Raw genomic sequence first — 18,500 nt, forward strand, 5'->3', positions numbered from 1 at the left:
ATTTATAATAGCACGAAAATAGAAGGAAAGCTATTTTTCTTTCCTTCTACCCATTTTATTGTGCTATTTTTCGCCTCAAATTACTGACAACTACTTAATATATTGTGCTTTCTTTTGCAAATGCTCATCATATGTTTTCGAGAAGTGGTTCACTCCTTCTTTATCTGCTAAAAAATAAAGATAATCGGTTTTGCTCGGATTTAACGCGGCTTCAATCGAAGTTTTTCCAGCACCTGCAATAGGGCCTGGCGGTAAGCCTTTGTTTTTGTAAGTATTATAAGCATTTTCTACTTCCAAATCTTCATATAACACGCGGTCTTTATGTGAACCAAGTGCATATAAAACCGTTGGGTCTGTTTGTAATGGCATTCCTTGCTCAATACGATTATAAAATACGCTTGCGATTGTTTCACGATCTGTTTGGGCTGTTGCTTCTTCCTCTAATAAAGAAGCAAATGTTAGTAATTGATGGACAGACATTTGTTTTTCTGCCAGCACTTCACTGTAATCTTTCACCACATTATTCATCGCCGCTACCATTTCTTCAGCGATTGACTCTAACGAAGGTTTTTCTTCAAAATACGAATATGTTGCAGGGAATAAATATCCTTCTAGGTCATAGCGAATATTGTCCGCTAAAACTGCTTCCGTAACAAGTTCAGGATAATTGGCCATCATTTTTTGAACAAATGCTTCACTTGTCACTAAATCCATAAATTCTTTTTGTGTATACGGCGTTTTCTTTTCAACGATTTTGCCAATTTGATCTAATGTAAGACCTTCTGGAACTGTCATTGTAAAGACCGGTTCGCGATACACCTTCCCTGTTTTTAAGCTTTCTATTAGCTCGTCCAATGTCATCGCTTGTGTTAAATCATAATTACCTGCTTGGAATTGTGATTCATTTTTAAACTTTGCATAGTATTTAAAGACTTTTGCATCTTTAATAACGCCCTTTTTCTCTAATAAAGCTGAAATCGAGCTTAAACTAGAACCAATTGGTACTTCCACAGCAATGGTTTTTGTTGCATCTGGGTCCACTGGTTTTAGTGCGCTTTTTACGTAGTTGTAACCCATTAATCCGATAATGCCAAATACTAAGACAAACGTAATGGCTATAATAGCTACTATTTTTCTCACGACTTTTACCTCAGACTTTTTTTTCTGCATTTTTGTAAACATTTCTTGCTTCTTTGAACCGTTATCCACGGGTTTCCCCCCTATCACTATTCAATATCATACTAGAAATCAACTTTTACGACAAACAGAAATGATAATTCGAGGGAATTTGCACACATAAAAAATTTTTCGTCCATAACTATCGCTGATAAAATCGTGCAAAACGCTGGTAGAATCCGTACAATCGCCGGTAAAACCATGCGAATCGCCAATAGCGTCCAGCCAATCGCCGGTAGAAGCCGTACTGTCAACACTAGTCCTTGCTCAATCACTATTAGCATGTTAGTTCACCTGTACGGTAAACGTTCCCCTAAGAGTCGTCACGTGGTTTATTTTCATATCAAAAAAGTATACTCGCTTGGTTTCGAGTATACTTTAGACTGTCCTATTTACAATTCATTTAAAATATCTTCGACAAAATCCCATTCTTCATCCGTTTCAATCGGAAGCAAATCTTCAATCGATCCATCTGATCCAGGTACATACTGGGCAGCGAAAATATCTCGCTCTTCCATTGGTTCGTCTGAAACAGCGACATAAAGTACATAAGATTTACCGAATTGTTCAGAAGCAAATGTATGAATGACCTCGCACACCTGATCTGTACCATCCTCATTTGTGACCGTAATAAGCTGTGGTTCTTCCTGGAATTCATCAAGAAGTGTCAGCACAACCTCATTAATCATTTCCCATTCACTTTCTGTTTCAACAGGCTGTAAATTAATCATTTCACCGCTGTTATCATCATAATCAAATGTCATCGCTGAAATATCGCCAGGAATTTCATTGCCGTTTTCATCGATTAGGGAAAACAGTACATATGATTTTTCCTCCGCATCAAATGTAAAAACAACACGGCATGTTTGCTCTTTACCATTTTCACCAATCATGATAAATTCTTGCGTTTCTTCGTTCATTTGTATTCCTCCCTTTCGTATCTATGTGCTCCCTCATTACTACTTAAGTACGTAAAGTTGATGGCGTAAAAAAAGAACAAGGACCGCTTGTGCCATCCTTGTTCCTTACACTCTAAATTGAAAACAATTATTCTTCGTCTTCGTCCTCTAAAGCGTTTAAAACGTCCTCTACCATGTCCCACTCTGCTTCTGTTTCAATCGGTGTTAATTCGCCATCTTCACCGTTTTCAGATGGTACAAATGAAGATACGAAGATTTCTACAGAGCCGTCTTCATCTTCTTCAGCGCCTACCATTGAGTAAAATACGTAAGATTTGCCGAATTCAGGAGACTCGTGTACGTGAATTACTTCGCAAAGCTGCTCGTTTCCGTTTTCATCAATCACTGTAATATGTTGTACATGTAATTCTTCTTCATGGTTGTGTTCGTGTGCCATGTTTGCCACCTCATTAATTAATTTTTGCTATCTAAATAGCCTTGTAAAATCATCACAGCCGCCATTTTATCAATGACTTGCTTGCGTTTTTTGCGACTTACGTCCGCTTCGATAAGCATGCGCTCTGCAGCCATCGTCGTTAAACGCTCATCCCAAAGCTTAACCGGCAGCGAAAATGTTTCTTCTAGTAACTTTTTATAGTTTTCAGAAGCTTCGCCACGCGGTCCTACCGTATTATTCATGTTTTTCGGGAATCCTACAACAAATTCAGTGATAGTATATTCCTTCACTAGCTCAGCAATACGGTCGATGCCGAATTCGCCATTTGCTTCATCAATTTTTACGGTTTCAATACCTTGAGCCGTCCAGCCAAGCGCATCGCTAATTGCGACACCGACTGTTTTCGACCCAACGTCTAATCCCATAATTCTCATTTCTAGCCCTCGTTATTCTTTTTGATATAAAATTTAACAAGCTCTTCTAGAATTTCGTCACGCTCTAGCTTGCGAATTAAATTACGAGCATCCTGATGGCGAGGAATATACGCCGGATCACCAGAAAGTAAGTAACCGACAATCTGATTGATAGGATTATATCCCTTTTCCTCTAGTGAAGAATGTACTTTCAACATTACCTGCTTGACTTCCTGTTCCATTGATTCTTCTGGAAAATTAAATTTCATCGTTTGATCAAATGAACTCATGACCAGCACCTCGCTTTCAGAAATAAGGAGATGTGCAAAGAAGCTCATCTCCAATTTCTCTTTATTATAACCGATTTTGCGTATTAATTAAATGGATTTAACGTAATCATACACAGAAAGTAGCGCTTCATCAAGTTTTGAAGCATCTTTTGCACCTGCCATCGCCATATCTGGACGACCGCCACCTTTACCGCCACAAGCTTCCGCGACCATTTTCACAATATTTCCTGCATGGTAATTGCCACCAACTAAATCTTTTGTGACACCTGCACATAACATTACTTTCTCGCCATCAACAGCACCTAAAACAACAACCGCTTTTGTCATTTTACCTTTTAGGTCATCCATCATTTGACGCAGTTGGTTATTATCTTTTGCTTCAACTTTTGTTGACAGTACTGTGACATCTCCAAATGTTTGTGCTGCATCGACAATTGCGCCTGCTTGTGCATTGGCAATTTTTTGTGACAATCCTTCATTTTCACGTTGTAATTCTTTGTAGTCTGCTTGTAAAGCATGTACTTTTGTCACAATATCTTTTGGATTTGCTTTTAACAGTGCTGCAGCATCATTTAACAGTGCCTCTTCTTCTTTCACTGCCTCATATGCCACTTTACCTGTAACAGCCTCGATACGACGCGTTCCTGCGCCAATACCACCTTCAGAAACAATTTTAAAGAAGCCAATTTCAGAAGAACGTTTCACGTGAAGACCACCGCAAAGTTCGATTGAATAATCACCAATTGATACGACGCGCACGATATCTCCGTATTTCTCACCGAATAATGCCATTGCACCCATTGCTCTCGCTTCATCAATCGCTTTTTCTTCAATCACGACTTCAATATCTTCCCACACTTTTTCATTAACGATACGTTCAATTTGTTGTAATTCTTCTTTTGTTACTTGACCGAAGTGAGAGAAGTCAAAGCGTAAACGATCTGGTCCAACATATGAACCTGCTTGATTTACATGGTCGCCTAAAATATCTTTTAATGCACGTTGCATAATATGCGTTGCAGTATGGTTTTTAATGATTAAATTACGCTCATCACGATTAACTACAGCTTTCACAGCATCTTCAACATGCATTTCGCCTGATTCAACTAGCACAGTGTGTAACGGTTGACCATTTGGCGCTTTTTGCACATCTTTAACGATTGCCGTAAAGCTGTCATTAGCAATCACACCGCTATCTGCAATTTGTCCACCCATTTCAGCATAGAATGGCGTTTTTGCTAAAACGACTAGCGCTTCTTGTCCTTCTGAAGCAACTTTCGCTACTTGTCCATTAACAATCATTGCTGCTACTTCTGTTTCGACGGATAAAGTATCATAGCCAACGAATTCACTTGCAACTGTTAAGTTTGCTAGCACTTCATTTTGTACTTGCATTGAATCTACATCTTGACGTGCTGCACGCGCACGCTCGCGTTGCTCATTCATAGCCACTTCAAAGCCTGCGTGATCTACTTTCATGCCTACTTCTTCCGCATATTCTTCTGTTAATTCAATCGGGAAGCCATAAGTGTCATAAAGACGGAATGCATCTGCACCCGGAATATCATCATGTCCTGCTGCTTTTTGTGCTTCCACCACTTCGTTAAAGATGGCAAGACCACCATCTAATGTTTCATGGAAACGAATCTCCTCGTTTTTAATCACACGTTGGATAAATTCACATTTTTCCGTTACTTCTGGGTAGAAGTCAACCATAATGTCACCAACTGTCGGTACTAATTCAAACATAAATGGTTTTTCAATTCCAATTTGTTTTGCATAACGCACTGCACGACGCAGTAAACGACGTAATACATAACCGCGGCCCTCATTTGAAGGAAGTGCACCATCACCAATAGCAAATGCTACAGTACGGATATGGTCTGCAATGACTTTGAATGGTGTATTAATATCTTCTTCTGAACCGAAGATTTCACTTAACGCTACTTCACCAGGACGTTTGTATTTTCGATTGGCAAATTGTTCAATTTTTTCAATGATTGGCATAAATAAATCTGTATCAAAGTTTGTCGGAACATTTTGTACAACTGAAACGATACGTTCTAGACCCATCCCTGTATCAATATTTTGCTTTGGTAATGGAGTATAAGTGCCATCTGGATTGTGGTTAAATTGAGAGAACACTAAGTTCCAAACTTCTAAATAACGCTCGTTTTCACCACCTGGATACATTTCTGGATCATTTTCATCTGAGCCATACTCTTCTCCACGGTCATAGAAAATTTCCGAGTTAGGACCAGAAGGACCTTCTCCAATATCCCAGAAGTTTCCTTCTAAACGAATTAAACGTTCTTCAGGAATGCCGATTTCATTATGCCAAACATCGTAGGCTTCTTGGTCTTCTGGATGAATCGTAATCGATAAAAGTTCAGGATCAAAGCCCATCCATTTTTTGTCCGTTAAAAATTCCCATGCATAGTGAATGGCTTCTTTTTTGAAGTAATCACCAATAGAGAAGTTCCCTAGCATTTCAAAAAACGTATGGTGACGTGCTGTCTTTCCTACATTTTCGATATCGTTTGTACGAATGGATTTTTGCGCATTGGTAATACGTGGATTTTCAGGAATGATACGACCATCAAAATAAGGTTTTAATGTTGCTACACCTGAGTTAATCCATAGTAATGAAGGGTCATTAATTGGCACAAGAGGTGCTGACGGTTCATGGTGATGTCCTTTTTCTTTAAAGAATTCTAAATACATACGGCGAATTTCTACTGCTTTCATGTGAAAAGTTCCTCCTCTAATAGTGTATATTTACGATATGAATCCGCTTATACGCATAAAAAAGCCCTCATCCCAAAAAGGGACGAGGACTTTGTGTATTGTCTCGCGGTACCACCCTAGTTGTAAGTATTTGCATACTTACCTCTTTAGCACTTGTAACGTAAGTGAACGGCAGGGATTAGCTGCACTCTGGAGTAGCTTTCGGCACTTGTTGACGTGAGGATTTTTTCAGCCTAGAAATCCCTTTCTTCTACACGCACAAATACGTACTTGTTCCATCATCGTTTTTTCTATTTTATAACGCACATTATAAAAAAATTATGTTCTTCTGTCAATCATTGCATTTCATTCATCGTCATTTTTCAGGAAGTCTTCTACACGTTGGATATATTGTTCACGATTATACGATTGATACAGCAAGCCTGCTAAGCGTACAGGATCTCCGAAGAAAAATCGCTCATATAACGTTTGTCTTGTGCCAAACGTACTCATCGTTAAATCCCATGCAAGTCGGAATTTTTTTACACGGTCTTCTCCACCATCTTTAAATGACTGTAAATAGTGCTCCAAATCGCCATTATCCGCCGCAAATGCTTTTTCACTTGGAATAGACATTAATCCACTAGCACCAAGCAATTGGATGATTTCTGTAAAGGTCGGATAGACTTTTGGGAACACATGAATAGCTACTTGTAATGTCGGCTGATCAGGTCGAATAAAACCAAAGTCATCCCTTTTTGCTTCAAGTTCCGACTTTAGTAAGAAAGCCTTCATTGTTTCTAATGCCACTATAATATCGACTACTTTTTGTTGTACATGCTGATATTCACCAATATTAATCGTATCCACGATGGATTGCACAACGCCTAAAACAAATTCCGTTTTTGCAATTTGACGAGATAATACTTGATGTAAGGAATAAGCTTGGAAGCCACTTATATTCATAAAGTTATTAGCGACTTCGTTATTTTCATAATAAAATACGCGCTCCCACGGAACAATGACATGATCAAAGACAACGATGGCATCCATTTCTTCAAAGCGAGCGCTTAATGGATAGTCGTATGTCGATTCACCTCCAACAAATGACTGACGACATAAAAATTTTAAGCCTTTTGTATTACTCGGTATGGAAAAGCCAAAGCCTTTTTCTTTATCAAAGCCGTTTGTCGATAAAACAAGGAGTTCGTCAGTAATGCCACCTTGCGTTGCAAGCAATCTTGCCCCTTTAATTACTAAGCCTTGACTCGTTTTATCAACAATTTTTGCCGCTATAATGACATCTTCATCTTCATAATAAAATCTTCTTCGGTTAACTTGCGGTTCAATAAACGTATGTGTCATTGTTAAATCATTTTCACGCGCGTATTCATAAAATTTTAACAAATGATCAGGAAAACAATTTGCTTTATCTTTTAAATATTCAGCTGCTGAGGCTAATGCCATTAATGTGGTGTTCATATAATCTGGACTTCTCCCCATAAATCCATGATTAGATAAAGCCCACTGCCGAGCAGCATGGCGTCTTTTCACTAAATCTTCGGCCGTTGTCACTTGCAGAAAGGACATCCCCACCCGCTGGTTACTCGTTGGTGATACATAGGTCATACTGTCCTGTAACTTGTCATCATGCTGTAAATCAAAAAGTTTCGCCTGACTTTGCATTACACCTTTAAACGCAGGATGTTCAGAAACTTTCCCTGTTACGACTTCCCCATCTATTGATATATACGTTTGCAATGCATCGATGCGCTCAATATATTGCTGGCCTGTTATTGCTGGCATACATTCACCCCTAAAAAATTACCTATGTTTTTATTTCTCATGTAGTATATGACCTTTTAGGCTGAATCGTTCCTTTGCTACTTTTACAGGACTTGATTGCTAAGCACGAAATTTCTGATTTGCTCAATGAATAAAGCCTTAGCTATTCACCCTTTTGCAATAGTAAAAAAATCAGAAGAAAACAAACACTAGTTGTTGGTAGCGAAGGCGGTGACTCCTGCGGGAACGCACAGCACGTAAGACGCAACAAGCCCGCGCGTTAGCGAGGGTTGCGGCTTACGGCGTGCCCGCGGACAGCACCGCCGTAGCGGACAACAACGGCATAGAAAAAAGTGTTAGATTGACTGCCATCAATCTAACACTTCTTTTACTTTGCCCTAACGACTGTGTAAAGATTTATTGTGCGTAAGGTGAGACCATTTTTTTGTACTGCGCGAGACTCGTTTGTTGATCGCTATATAAGCGTTTAATTTGGTATACATCATCATACGGGTTGTTGTAACCAGGTCTTGTTGAAAAAGCCATCGCAAATCCAGCTTCTTTTACCGCGTAAATGGTATTAGTCGTATATTGACCAAATGGATAGGCAAATGCTTTTGCTCCCGGAATAATGGTTACACTCCGCTTCAAGTCTTGCACGACCTCATGGTATGGGATAAGGAGCATTTTTCCTTTATTGCCGATCATATCATGTAAATTATATGTGTGAGACTCATACGTAAAGACATCTTGCATACGCTCCATATCTTGTCGTGAAAGTGCTTGTAAATCATTATAATTAAACATTTGCTCGGCTGGCGAATATTCATTACGATACGTAATTAAAAATTGTGTTGCTTGAAAGCCATATTTTTTTAATATTGGATAGGCATATTCTCGCGTCGATAATAAGCCATCATCAAACGTCAGCACGATGGAATAGGCAGGCAATGTAATTTCATTGCGCATGAAGCGCAATAAATCCGCCGTACTGACCGTTTCAAATTTTTTATCTTTCAAGTACTTCATTTCATTGGCAAATTGCGTATCAGTCATTGTCGTACTTACGTTTGTAAAGCGTCCAAGCTCATTTGCTTTCAATAAATGGTGATACATCATAACTGGTACACCGCGATCTAAAGCTACTTTAGAGCTGTGAATATAACCTTCTCGTCCACCGATTGTTGTGACATACCAATTGGCTTCTTTACGTAAAATAGGATAACGTCGATTGGTATCAAGCTTTGCAAATGGCTGTAATTGATTTGCCGTACGGTCATAAATTTCACTGTTGCCCGAAATCGGAATGAAAAATTGATTATTTACGGCAAGATCCCTGCCGCTATTTTTATAATTAGGTGTGTTAACAAACTTTACTTTGGCCTTTTCAGCATAGACAAACGTCTTGCCCCAACGAACTTGAACATACGTTTCATCTCCTACACTGGACACTTCAAGCTGTTGACCTTTTAAAAGCGTGGCAATCGTCATCGGTTGTTCTCGACGAAGATCATAAAGAACCGTATTTTCTAATGCTTCAATATAACCATTTTGTTTACTCGGTGGTGTAGGCGTTGGTTTTGGCTTTTCACTTGGCTTTGTTGATGTATCTGTTGTGTCTTGACCTTTTTCTTCCTTCACAAAATTACTATGTACATAACCTAGTCGGCCGTTCACAGCAATTCCGTACCAACTACCCATTCTGCTATAAATTGGAAAACGAACACCTTGCGATAACGTGGCAAATTGCACGAGCTTATTGCCCGTATTGTCATAAATAGGCGTTACTTTTGTTGCTACGATAAAATCTTTGATTTTGGCAACTGATGGCACGGTATTTTTATATGTAATGGTAGGAACAACGGTTGTGTATCGTTTATCAACATAACCGTAATTGCCTCCCCATCGAATTTGCCACCAGTTGGCTCCATAATCTTTTGTTACTTCAAATGTTTGTCCTCCCGATAATGTTCCGACTTGTTCAAGCGAGCCTGAACGATTATCAAAGACAGTTGCTTCCTCATTCACTTGAATCACAATATTGCTGGCGTGGACCTTCTGTGCAAAGGGTACTACCAGCATGACAAGGAGCAATAATACGATGCGTTTCACTTTCTTCACCTCATAAAGCTAATTTTTGATCATTACTCATCCATAAAATCGTATGGAGAAATACCTTCCATGCCAATCATCGGATGAATAGTAGGCACCGTTTCTACAGTTAGCTGTAGAACAGCCGTAGAAGCCTCTTGTTGGCCTTCTACTTCCTTTGTTTCCTCGTCTATCACTTCTACTTCAACAACCTCATTGACTGCTTCCATTGGGTTCAATCTTGCTCGAAGTGATGTAAATCGTTGTAAATCATCTGTACGTTGTAAGCCATTCGCTAAAACATCTGGCTCACCGCATAAAATTAAGAAGTTTTTCGCCCTTGTAATACCGGTATATAACAAATTCCGACGAAGCATTTTAGAATAGCCACGCACAACCGGCATAATGACTGTTTGAAACTCTGAGCCCTGTGATTTATGGATAGAACAACAATAAGCTAATGTTAACTGATTAAGGTCGCTACGTTGGTAAGTAACTTCTATGCCGTCAAATGACACAACAAGCAAATCTTGCTTATCAATCGTTTCTTTCGCTTTAATAATACTAATGACCTCTCCCATATCACCGTTAAAGACATTACTTTCTGGCTGATTAACAAGCTGCAGTACTTTATCTTTAATGCGATACGTAACATCGCCAAAAACAAGTTCCTTTCTTGAACCCGTATCATTCGGATTCACAAGGTCTTGAATCATTTTATTTAAATTATCAATGCCAGCCGGCCCTTTATACATGGGCGCTAAAACTTGGATATTACGAATTTCTTGCCCTTTTGTCACTGCACTTTTAACAACTTGCGTGACAACGTTCGCCACTTGATCTGATGAAGCTTTAATAAATGAACGATCCGATGTTTTCATCGTCAAATCTTGCGGAATAGTACCGCGCTTAATTTGATGGGCAAGCTCAATAATCGTTGAACCTTCCGCCTGACGATAAACATCTGTCAGTTCAACAGTCGGAATTTGTTTTGATGCAAGTAAATCTTTCAATACTTGTCCAGGTCCTACTGGTGGTAACTGATCCTGATCTCCAACAAACACAACTTGAACATCTTCATGCAATGATTTTAATAATTGATGGGCAAGCCATGTATCCACCATAGACATTTCATCGACAATAATCAGTTTACCAGTTACTTCGCGCTCCGTTTCTTCCTCTTTCTCCTGACCAGTAAAACCTAACAAGCGGTGAATTGTCATAGCAGGTAGTTCCGTCGATTCGGCTAATCGTTTAGCAGCACGACCTGTTGGCGCACATAAAATGATTGGGAATGGCTCTTCTTTTTGTGCATATTCCTTAGGATTAAGCGATAGCCCATGAAGCTTGGCGTATACTTCTACAATCCCTCTGACAACCGTCGTTTTCCCTGTCCCAGGACCACCCGTTAAAATCATCACAGCCGAATTCAGCGCTTGTTCAATGGCATTTGCTTGCGTTTCCGCATAGGTAACGTTGAGAAAAGCTTCCGTATCACCGATAGCCTTGCGAATTTCATCTTTACTAAAATGCTTCGCCTGACTATTGCGTTCAGTTAAAGCAATAATTTTTGACGCAATGCCTATTTCAGAAAAATAGAGCGATGGCAAATATAGTCTTGTTTCTTCACCATATATTTTATTTTCTTCACGCATTTCAATACATGCTTTAGAAATAGCTTCATATGGTATTTCTTGACGCTGGCTTTGCTCAAGCATACCTTTCACTTGCGGTAACACATGCTCTGCATCTAAAAATACATGACCATCCGATAATGCAGCTGTATTTAGAATATGTAAAATGGCCGCCTTAATACGGTCTGGATGATTGCCCGTAATTCCTAATTTTGCACCAAGTTCATCTGCCCGAAAGAAACCGACACCATCCACATCTTCAATGAGTCGATAAGGATTCTCCGTCAAAAAATCAATCGTTTCTGTACGATACGTTTGATAAATTTTCATACCGAGTTGCGGGCCAAATCCCCATTCGTTCAGTTGAATCATAACACGTTCTAAGCCAAGGTTTTGCTCAATCGTCCGATGGATAACTTCCTTTTTTTCCGCAGAGAGACGAGGTACTGCATCTAGGACATTCGGATCTTCTAATATACGACGGATTGCATTTGCACCAAGTTTTTCAACAATTGTTTCAGCCGTTTTCTTGCCAATACCAACAAATAAGTCACTTGATAAGTAGTGAACGATTCCTTGCTCAGTAGCGGGCACTTCTTTTGTAAACGTCTCAACTTGAAATTGTACACCATATTTTGGATGTTGTCTCATAATTCCTGTAAAACGGTACTGTTCATCCATTTGCAGTTGAGGAAAATAACCAACTACAATAATTTCCTTATCATCATATTGCAAATTTGTTTCTTGAATTTTCACACGTACGATTGAGTACATATTTTGCGAATTGTGGAAAATGGAGACAATAGGACGTCCGAGAATAAAAAGCTTATTCAGCTCAAATAAATTCAGATTTTCAGTCATGATCGATTCGTCCTTTCTCGTTGATTTCAATCTTTTTATTTTACCACAGCAGATTAAGAAATATCGTTTTATCAATAAAATCCTAAAAATTTTTAACATAATTTTGACAAATGATGATTTACCGCTATTTTAACACTAAGCATGCTATGATATATATAATGAACTTGTTGTTTGGAAGGAATGTGAAGCGATTGGAATTTAGACCTTGCATTGATTTACACGATGGCAAAGTAAAACAAATTGTTGGAAGTACGCTAGGACATACAAATCAAGAAGTGATTGAAAATTTTATTTCAGATTATGACGCTAGCTATTATGCGAACATGTTTGCCCAAGACCAATTAAAAGGTGGTCATGTGATCCTGCTTGGCAGCGGCAATGAACAAGCTGCATTAGCCGCATTGTCAGCTTATCCAGGTGGTTTACAAGTCGGTGGCGGAATTACTTCAGAAAACGCCAAAAAATACATAAATGCAGGTGCTTCGCATGTGATCGTCACATCTTTTATTTTTCATGATGGCCAGCTCGATGTGCATCGTTTAGAGCAACTTGTACAGGCGATTGGTAAAAAACACTTAGTTATTGATTTGAGTTGCAAAATGCGTGATGGCAAATGGTTTGTTGTGACAGATAAATGGACGACATTTAGTGACTTTGAAGTGAACGCAGAGACCATAGCCTATATCGAGGGATTTTGTGATGAGTTACTTATTCACGCTGTCGATGTAGAAGGAAAAAAAAATGGTATGCAAGAAAGTCTCGTGCGAGATTTAGCTGCTTGGACATCCATTCCAACAACTTATGCTGGTGGCGTTCGTTCATTGGACGACTTAGAAACATTTAAAACTTTATCCAACGGTAAGCTTCATGTCACAATCGGAAGCTCACTATCAATTTTCGGTGGAGATTTACCTTATTCTGAAGTGGTAAACTATTGTAAAAAAGGCGGGGTACTGTGAAACTTATTTATAATGATTATGTATTTCCATTTAAAGAGACCAATTTAGAACGGATTATCGATGGCAAATATTTCAAAGTAAATACATTAGACGATTCGTTATCTTTACACATCCAGCTTGATAACGAACAAATGTTACTGGAGTTTTCTAAATCATTAAAAGCAACTTGCAGCTTTCTTCGCGATTTAGAAACTGAACCTTACATCGGCACTTATATCGACTTACAATTATTCGTTGATGAATTTAATAAGCGTTACAATTTAAACGCTAAAATAATAGTTTAATAACGCGGACAAAATACTTCGACAGCTTCACCGTTCGAAGTATTTTTTATTTTAAAAGCAGAAAAGTAACCTCTATAGGTGTCATATTTTTTGTAGAGCACAAATTTTTAATTATCCCTTCTTTTTGTTAAGCTTGCTTGTAGGAGTAGTTCTTTAGGCAACACGGATCGCACGATTTTTTTGACAGAAAGGATTTATTTTACTATGAAAAATGAACTTGAAGCTATCACCTATAAAACACTTCAAACAGAACTTACCCGCTTCTTTTTAGCTTATAAATTTGCAATAAATGAAGTTGAAACGAAAATCAATATTCTCCAAGAAGAATTTAAACTGATACATGAATATAATCCAATTGAGCATGTCTCCACTCGTCTCAAATCACCTAAAAGTATATTAATGAAAATGCAGAAAAAAGAGCTTCCACCTGCCATCGAAAGTATTCGCGACAATATTCGTGATATTGCAGGCATCCGTATTACATGCTCTTTTGTCGAAGATATATATAAAATTAGTGCGATGCTCCAAGCACAAAATGATATTGAAGTCGTCGATGTAAAAGATTATATTGCTAATCCGAAAGACAATGGCTATCAAAGTCTTCACCTTATTATTAAAATTCCAATCTTTATGTCTGATCGTATGGAAAAAGTTTATACGGAAATACAAATTCGCACGATTGCAATGGATTTTTGGGCAAGTTTGGAACATAAAATTTACTATAAATATAACAAAGAAGTACCAGCACATATTCGCACGGAATTAAAAGATGCAGCACTACAGGCTGCTGAATTAGATCGTAAAATGGAAAGGCTCAATAAAGAAATCAATATTTTAAAGGCCAACGAACAAGAGCCATCCCTTTTAGAAACAACACCGATCGCCCATTTAGCACAATACTTATCGCAGCTCACATTTGATAAGTCAGTTAAAGATAGCAAATAAGGATTCAAGCTGAACAAAATAAAAAAAGTGATAGATTGACTGAAATCAATCTATCACTTTTTTGTTACCGTTGATGTCCGCTACGGCGGTGCTTTCCGCGGGCACACCGTAAGCCGCAACCCTCGCTAGCGCGCGGTTTGTTGCGTCTTACATTGTGTGCTGTTCCCGCAGGAGTCACCGCCTTCGCTACCATCAACTAGAGTTTTATTCTTGCAAAAGAAAGAATGGCTGACAACTTTGTCCTTGTTTCATATCTTTAAGTTTTGTCCCACCCGCTTTAATTAAATCGTTGGGCAATCATATCGTAAATATAACGCGCTTGGTCATATTCTGGTTGAATGGTAAATGCTTGCTTCAAATGATACATCGCGTCTTCTGTTTGTTCAGTAGAAACTGCATATAAAACGCCTAAATTATAATGAGCATCTGCATTATTCCAATCCTGCTCGATTAAATAATCTAATTCCTTCTTACCTTCTTCAAACATTTCTAATGCACAGAGCACGATAGCGTAAGCCAAGCGAATCTGTGTATCTTCAGGCGCAATTTCAGCCGCGCGCTGCAAATAAGGTAATGCCAGCTTCGGATTTTCCATCCGTTCAAAGCATTTCCCCATCATATAATAGACATCCGCACCTGCTATTTTGTGCTGGACCGCTTGCTCATACAATTTTAACGCTTCTGCATAACGTTCCGCATTATAATATAAATTTGCTAAGCCATAATAGGCAGTAGCGGCTGTTTCATCGACAGTAATGGCCTTTTGAAAAAAACGTTCAGCTCGCTCTGTATCATCTAACACAGCTAATAAATTCCCAAAATTCACATAGCCAATTGCATTGTCCGGCTCTGCTTCAATTGCTTGGGTAAATAGTTGTGCAGCATCTTCATAACGCTTCTCTTGAAAAGCTTGAATGCCTTGCTCGTTAAAATCCAAATTATTTCACCTCTATGTAGCGAAAAGACTGCAAATCTTATCGTTTTTTCGTTTCAGTATATTGCAGTCTTTTCACTAATTACCCGACATATGTCAGTTTTTCGTTATTTTTAAATACTTCATCGATTGTACCGCCACCTAAGCAAACTTCTCCGTCATATAAAACAACTGCTTGTCCTGGTGTAATAGCACGAACCGGTTCAGCAAAGACAATATGTGTGCGTCCATCTTCTAAAATTTCGACCTCAACAGGTGTATCTGTTTGGCGATAGCGGAATTTTGCCGTACATGAAAATTTCCCGGGCAATTTTTTTGTCGAAGTGTAGCCCATTTTTACTGCTGTTAAAGATGTTGAATACAACGCATCGTTATGGAAACCTTGACCGACAAGTAACACATTGCGTTCTAAGTCTTTTCCAAGTACGAACCACGGCTCACCGTCTCCGCCTATACCAAGACCATGACGTTGACCTAGTGTATAGTACATTAAACCATCATGTTGTCCCATCACAACGCCGTCCATTGTTTCCATTTTGCCAGGTTGAGCTGGTAAATATTGACTTAAGAATTCTTTGAAATTACGCTCTCCAATAAAGCAAATTCCTGTTGAATCCTTTTTCTTGGCTGTCGCAAGACCAGCCTCTTCAGCAATTTTACGCACTTCTTTTTTCTCAATATCGCCAATTGGGAACATAACATGCGCTAATTGCTCTTGTGATAATTGGTTAAGGAAATATGTTTGGTCCTTATTTTCATCTATTCCACGAAGCATACGTACTTCGCCATCAGCACTACGATCAATGCGTGCATAATGACCTGTTGCTAAGTAATCAGCACCAAGATCCATCGCATGTTCTAGGAAAGCTTTAAACTTAATTTCCTTATTACACATGACGTCAGGATTTGGTGTACGTCCTGCTTTATATTCTTCTAAAAAGTATGTGAAAACTTTATCCCAATATTGCTTTTCAAAATTGACTGCATAATAAGGAATGCCGATTTGATTGCATACTTTAATGACATCTTCATAATCTTCTGTTGCTGTACATACGCCATTTTCGTCTGTATCATCCCAGTTTTTCATAAAAATCCCGATTACTTCATACCCTTGTTGCTTTAATAAATAAGCAGCAACAGAAGAGTCTACCCCACCTGACATGCCGACGACGACACGAATTTGTGATGGGTCACGTGTTTCGATCATTGTGGTCACCTTTTCTTTTTTCAATTCATTTAAACCGAATTGCGCTTTTTGCTAACAAAGCTTCGGTTGAACGTTACATCAATACCCAAATTATTTTGCCAGTTTTTTCACAATGGCTGCTGTTTTTTCTGCTGCTTGGCGCACAGCTTCTTCTGTTAAGCCTTGGCCAAAGCTAAAACGAATCGAGTTGCGTAACTCCTCTGCCCCTTGACCATACATGGCAACTAACACATGTGAAGGATCAATTGTCCCTGCAGTGCATGCAGAACCACTCGATGCATAAATACCAGCCATATCAAGGTTCACTAAAAAGGACTCTACCTCCATATGCGCAAAGCTGACATTCAAGACGTGTGGAAGGACATTTTCTGTATCGCCATTCACATGGAAAACGAGCTGCTCTTGTTTAAAAACGTCAAGCATAATTTGTTTAAAGCGATTGTACAGTGTTCGCTTATCTTCGCGCAACTCACTTGCACTTTGAACTGCTGTAGCAAAGCCAATAACTGCAGGTACATTTTCTGTACCAGCACGGCGTTTTCTCTCTTGGGCACCGCCCAGCGCATAACTAGCAAGTGGTGTGCCTGTTTTTTGATAAAGGAAGCCAATTCCTTTAGGTCCATTAATTTTATGGGCAGATACACTTAATAAATCAACTTGTAACGCTTCAACATCAATTGTCTCTAAGCCATAAGCTTGAACGGCATCTGTATGGAACGTCGCTTTATGTTCACGCAATAACTCACCTATTTCAGCGATTGGCTGAATGGAACCGACCTCGTTATTACCATACATAATGGTTACGAGAATAGTATCTTCACGAAGCGCCTCTTTTACTGCATCAACAGTAATACGTCCATTGGCATCAACAGGTAAATACGTCACTTCAAAGCCATCACGCTCCAACTTCTCACAAGTATGTAACACCGCATGATGTTCAATCTGAGTTGTAATGATATGCTTTCCTTCAGCAGCACGTGCTGTCACCGTACCAATAATAGCCGTATTATCAGCTTCTGTTCCGCCGCTTGTTAAAATAATTTCCCCTGACTTAGCACCTATCGATTGTGCAAGAACATCTCGTGCATTATCTAAATATTTACGCGCCTCTCGTCCTGCTCCGTGAATACTTGATGCGTTGCCATATACATCACGCATCGCTAAGGTCATGGCGTCTATTACCTTGTCATTCATCGGGGATGTCGCTGCATGATCAAGGTAGATGTATGAATTCATGTTGAAAACTCCTTTATACGAAAACACTAAAGCACGGTTGCTAAGAGCGCCATCTTACATGGATTACCTAAAAAGAAAGCGTCTAAACCTTTAAAGGTGCTTTAGCATAAAAATTTTAAATATAGAACATATAGCCGTCTACTACATTTTCTTCTGTGTACTGTGCTAAATCCTCAATTGACGTAGTATCTAATACATTTTTCACCGCATCTCGGATTCGAAGCCACAGTTCACGTTGAGGTGCTTCCTCATTTTCAATTCCCTCTACAGGCTGAATGGGCCCTTCTAAAACACTTATAACATTCGCTGCAGAGATTTCACTTGGTGGATTCGCAAGCATGTAACCACCATAAGCGCCACGCACACTTTTTACTAATCCTGAATTGCGCAATGGCGATACAAGTTGCTCTAAGTAAGCTTCTGACAGTTCCTTTTCAGCAGCAATTTTACGTAGTGGAATTGGCCCTTCGCCATAATGTTTTGCCAATTCAATCATAATCGTGAGACCGTAGCGGCCCTTTGTCGAAATTTTCATTTTATCACCCTCAATTAGTCTAGTCAAAATACTACCAACAGTATATCATAATCTCCGCTTGAAGAAC

At 39.0% G+C, this 18,500-nt stretch carries 17 protein-coding genes; 3 read left to right on the forward strand and 14 right to left on the reverse strand.

Annotated elements, in window-relative coordinates; all coding sequences use genetic code 11:
• Nucleotides 1-90: 90 nt before the first annotated feature.
• The 10 genes from mltG to ACKVEV_RS09485 form a co-directional block, all read right to left on the reverse strand.
• The gene (gene mltG, locus ACKVEV_RS09440) at nt 91-1,209 is read right to left on the reverse strand and encodes an endolytic transglycosylase MltG (protein WP_409370131.1); all 1,119 of its coding nucleotides are present in this window, start codon (nt 1,207-1,209) and stop codon (nt 91-93) included.
• Nucleotides 1,210-1,241: 32 nt separating this feature from the next.
• Entirely contained in the window at nt 1,242-1,460 is a 219-nt protein-coding gene (locus ACKVEV_RS09445; RefSeq protein ID WP_409370132.1) for a hypothetical protein, read from the reverse strand.
• 108 nt (nt 1,461-1,568) lie between these two features.
• Nucleotides 1,569-2,096 carry a DUF1292 domain-containing protein gene (locus tag ACKVEV_RS09450; protein ID WP_409370133.1) on the reverse strand — a complete coding sequence of 176 codons (528 nt, stop codon included), beginning with the start codon at nt 2,094-2,096 and terminating at the stop codon, nt 1,569-1,571.
• A gap of 127 nt (nt 2,097-2,223) precedes the next feature.
• On the reverse strand, nt 2,224-2,532 hold the full coding sequence (locus tag ACKVEV_RS09455) for a DUF1292 domain-containing protein (protein WP_024363115.1): 309 nt from the start codon (nt 2,530-2,532) through the stop codon (nt 2,224-2,226).
• Between the two features lie 17 nt (nt 2,533-2,549).
• A complete protein-coding gene (gene ruvX / locus ACKVEV_RS09460; protein WP_024363116.1) occupies nt 2,550-2,966 on the reverse strand; it encodes a Holliday junction resolvase RuvX in 417 nt (138 codons plus the stop codon).
• A gap of 2 nt (nt 2,967-2,968) precedes the next feature.
• On the reverse strand, nt 2,969-3,235 hold the full coding sequence (locus ACKVEV_RS09465) for an IreB family regulatory phosphoprotein (protein ID WP_024363117.1): 267 nt from the start codon (nt 3,233-3,235) through the stop codon (nt 2,969-2,971).
• Nucleotides 3,236-3,322: 87 nt separating this feature from the next.
• Nucleotides 3,323-5,983: an alanine--tRNA ligase gene (alaS, locus tag ACKVEV_RS09470; RefSeq protein ID WP_409370134.1), complete on the reverse strand. Its 2,661-nt coding sequence runs from the start codon at nt 5,981-5,983 to the stop codon at nt 3,323-3,325.
• 345 nt (nt 5,984-6,328) lie between these two features.
• The gene (hpaB, locus tag ACKVEV_RS09475) at nt 6,329-7,768 is read right to left on the reverse strand and encodes a 4-hydroxyphenylacetate 3-monooxygenase, oxygenase component (protein WP_409370135.1); all 1,440 of its coding nucleotides are present in this window, start codon (nt 7,766-7,768) and stop codon (nt 6,329-6,331) included.
• 396 nt (nt 7,769-8,164) lie between these two features.
• Nucleotides 8,165-9,859: a polysaccharide deacetylase family protein gene (locus ACKVEV_RS09480; RefSeq protein ID WP_409370136.1), complete on the reverse strand. Its 1,695-nt coding sequence runs from the start codon at nt 9,857-9,859 to the stop codon at nt 8,165-8,167.
• Between the two features lie 32 nt (nt 9,860-9,891).
• On the reverse strand, nt 9,892-12,333 hold the full coding sequence (locus ACKVEV_RS09485) for an ATP-dependent RecD-like DNA helicase (protein WP_409370137.1): 2,442 nt from the start codon (nt 12,331-12,333) through the stop codon (nt 9,892-9,894).
• 191 nt (nt 12,334-12,524) lie between these two features.
• Here ACKVEV_RS09485 and hisA point away from each other — a divergent pair, with 191 nt between their 5' ends.
• From hisA to ACKVEV_RS09500, 3 genes are all read left to right on the forward strand, one after another.
• The gene (gene hisA / locus ACKVEV_RS09490; RefSeq protein ID WP_409370138.1) at nt 12,525-13,292 is read left to right on the forward strand and encodes a phosphoribosylformimino-5-aminoimidazole carboxamide ribotide isomerase; all 768 of its coding nucleotides are present in this window, start codon (nt 12,525-12,527) and stop codon (nt 13,290-13,292) included.
• Nucleotides 13,289-13,576 (forward strand): hypothetical protein, encoded by a 288-nt coding sequence (locus ACKVEV_RS09495; protein WP_409370139.1) that lies wholly within the window; start codon nt 13,289-13,291, stop codon nt 13,574-13,576. Before hisA ends, ACKVEV_RS09495 begins: the two co-directional genes overlap by 4 nt.
• 204 nt (nt 13,577-13,780) lie before the next feature.
• Nucleotides 13,781-14,521 (forward strand): GTP pyrophosphokinase family protein, encoded by a 741-nt coding sequence (locus ACKVEV_RS09500; protein WP_409370140.1) that lies wholly within the window; start codon nt 13,781-13,783, stop codon nt 14,519-14,521.
• 277 nt (nt 14,522-14,798) lie between these two features.
• On the opposite strand, the gene ACKVEV_RS09505 is transcribed toward ACKVEV_RS09500, so the two are convergent.
• From ACKVEV_RS09505 to cymR, 4 genes are all read right to left on the reverse strand, one after another.
• On the reverse strand, nt 14,799-15,458 hold the full coding sequence (locus tag ACKVEV_RS09505) for a tetratricopeptide repeat protein (RefSeq protein WP_409370141.1): 660 nt from the start codon (nt 15,456-15,458) through the stop codon (nt 14,799-14,801).
• 79 nt (nt 15,459-15,537) lie between these two features.
• The gene (mnmA, locus tag ACKVEV_RS09510; protein ID WP_409370142.1) at nt 15,538-16,662 is read right to left on the reverse strand and encodes a tRNA 2-thiouridine(34) synthase MnmA; all 1,125 of its coding nucleotides are present in this window, start codon (nt 16,660-16,662) and stop codon (nt 15,538-15,540) included.
• A gap of 90 nt (nt 16,663-16,752) precedes the next feature.
• The gene (locus ACKVEV_RS09515) at nt 16,753-17,898 is read right to left on the reverse strand and encodes a cysteine desulfurase family protein (RefSeq protein ID WP_409370143.1); all 1,146 of its coding nucleotides are present in this window, start codon (nt 17,896-17,898) and stop codon (nt 16,753-16,755) included.
• A gap of 115 nt (nt 17,899-18,013) precedes the next feature.
• Nucleotides 18,014-18,433: a cysteine metabolism transcriptional regulator CymR gene (gene cymR, locus ACKVEV_RS09520; protein WP_107893790.1), complete on the reverse strand. Its 420-nt coding sequence runs from the start codon at nt 18,431-18,433 to the stop codon at nt 18,014-18,016.
• Nucleotides 18,434-18,500 lie beyond the last annotated feature (67 nt).

This window comes from Lysinibacillus sp. 38-6, assembly GCF_046245175.1.
Taxonomy (GTDB): Bacteria; Bacillota; Bacilli; order Bacillales_A; family Planococcaceae; genus Lysinibacillus.